Annotated in this window: 3 protein-coding genes; 1 reads left to right on the top strand and 2 read right to left on the bottom strand. The window is 53.5% G+C overall.

Annotation, left to right across the window (positions count from 1 at the left end; all coding sequences use genetic code 11):
• Positions 1–316 (bottom strand): hypothetical protein (locus tag HMPREF2912_RS13130; protein ID WP_210396402.1); only part of this gene is annotated, 316 nt, incomplete at its 3' end.
• A gap of 169 nt (positions 317–485) precedes the next feature.
• On the opposite strand from HMPREF2912_RS13130, the gene HMPREF2912_RS11330 reads away from it, so the two are divergent.
• Positions 486–923 carry a hypothetical protein gene (locus HMPREF2912_RS11330; RefSeq protein WP_070684238.1) on the top strand — a complete coding sequence of 146 codons (438 nt, stop codon included), beginning with the start codon at positions 486–488 and terminating at the stop codon, positions 921–923.
• Between the two features lie 222 nt (positions 924–1,145).
• On the opposite strand, the gene HMPREF2912_RS11325 is transcribed toward HMPREF2912_RS11330, so the two are convergent.
• Positions 1,146–1,468 (bottom strand): NIPSNAP family protein (locus HMPREF2912_RS11325; protein WP_246816546.1); only part of this gene is annotated, 323 nt, incomplete at its 5' end.

The following is a 1,468-nucleotide window of genomic DNA, read 5'->3' as shown; positions in this document are numbered from 1 at the left end:
CCCCCGACGTGTCTACTTTCCGGGGGCCAGGCCCGGATACCCAACCGGTTTCAACCAGTAGTTGGGCAGCTTGCCCCAGATTGCGCGCAACGATTGTTCCATCGGACGCGTGAAGTCCCTGGGCAGTCCAGTATACGTTTCCTGAATGGTCTTGTTTTAGGGCTTCGCCTGCGTAGGCCATTTGACGAGCCAGATTGCTTCCATCGCCAGCATCACTATGGTTACCCATGACTGGTACCCATTTACTGCGGACTTCCTCGCCCACAACGACGAACGGATTGTCTTCTGAGGGGAATTCATTGACAAGATTACTCATTTTGCAAAATCTCCTTCTACTTTCCTGGGAGTGCTCTACTCCTACACCAAAGCTTATAGGTAGAAATTGTTTAAAGTAAGGACTCCAAAAGCTTATTTAGCGTACGCGCTGGTGATCCGGATTTGATCTTCCGCCACGTAACCAATTGAAGTTTGGGCATACTTGTGCCATGACTTCCCCCAAAAAAGAAATTCTTGGCTACACCCTCCGGCGAGAGGGCGAAGAAGATATCTATTTTCAATACTTCCCAGAGTCCGCTCTCGGAGGACAGCAAATACTCGCTTACACTGACCCGCAGATAAGAAAACCCCTTGAGTGGGCCTATATCGTCTGGGGCGAAAAAGAAAATAGGTACGGCCCGGGCCCCACGCTCAGAATAAACGTCAGAGACAAAACTGGAGACGACAGCCGCATTCAAAGAAAAGGACTAGGAACCGCACTATACGTTTTGGCATGTATAAAAGCAGGTAGACGACTAAAGAGTCACCCCAGCCAGCCACGAGAAACTGCCGGTAGGAACCTAGCAAAAGCGATGGATCAGATTGACATTGAAGGAATCCTTCGCGGAGATATCTCCCCCGAGATCGTTGGCCTGCATGCCGATTAATTCCTTCCAACATGGTTACGCTCCAGAATTCTCAATCTGCAGAACACCAGACTGAAGGCCAATCTTATGAACCTGCTTCTACTGAGAGACCGCCAGGCTCTCTATGTGGACGGGCGGGGCACAAAGCTTATCTAACTCAAACCGCTCCGATAGAGTACACCCATCTGTACGCGCTGACCTGCGGCGTTGTGGGTTGTGCCGAGCGTGCTGCCGGAGTCCCTTTCAGTGTCCCTGGGGTAGGAGCGGCCGCATGAAGGTGCGCTCGTACCGCAGGACGCACTCGGACTCGTCTCGAATCCGGTCAGCGGCGATGAAGTCCGAGTGGGTGCCGAACAAGGTGCGGTACTGCTCGTAGGCAGCCAGGCTGGGGAAGCTGAACAGGGATTCCGCACGGTCACTCACACCTTCCGCGGGTAGGTAGTACCCGTGGTGGGTGCCGCCGTGTTCGTCGACATGCCGCATCCAAGCGCGGGCGAACTGTTCAAAGGCTGCGATCTGGTCGGGGTCGATGTGAAGCGTCCTGGGTTTAGTTCCGCTTCTTTTAC

This window comes from Corynebacterium sp. HMSC056E09, assembly GCF_001813425.1.
GTDB classification, from domain to species: Bacteria; Actinomycetota; Actinomycetes; order Mycobacteriales; family Mycobacteriaceae; genus Corynebacterium; species Corynebacterium hesseae.
This window is presented reverse-complemented; position numbering and strand designations above follow the sequence as displayed.

What these genes read in the sequence shown, in the direction of transcription:
- HMPREF2912_RS11330 (WP_070684238.1), top strand. Translation starts at nt 486, where the DNA reads ATGACTTCCCCCAAAAAAGAAATTCTTGGCTACACCCTCCGGCGAGAG.